This window comes from Neisseria sp. P0008.S010 (genome assembly GCF_051962715.1).
In the GTDB taxonomy this organism is placed as follows: Bacteria; Pseudomonadota; Gammaproteobacteria; order Burkholderiales; family Neisseriaceae; genus Neisseria; species Neisseria elongata.
Genome location: NZ_JBQCVA010000432.1, coordinates 1 through 236, shown reverse-complemented (window position 1 = coordinate 236; position 236 = coordinate 1). Strand labels below are relative to the sequence as shown.

Sequence of the window (236 nt, the reverse complement as noted above, 5' to 3'; positions counted from 1 at the left end):
TGACATAGCCTCAGAGGAAGCACGGGCTAAGTTCGTGCCAGCAGCCGCGGTAATACAGAGGGTGCAAGCGTTGTTCGGAATTACTGGGCGTAAAGCGTGCGTAGTCGGTATTGAGAGTCGCGGGTGAAATCCCAGGGCTTAACCCTGGAACTGCCTGCGAGACCTCAGTACTAGAGTGTGAGAGGGGATATTGGAATACCAAGTGTAGCGGTGAAATGCGTAGAGATTTGGTAGAA

General features: G+C 52.5%; 1 rRNA gene. It reads left to right on the top strand.

From position 1 onward, the window contains the following. A 16S ribosomal RNA gene (locus ACTHSL_RS14220) occupies nucleotides 1–236 on the top strand; the annotation flags it as partial.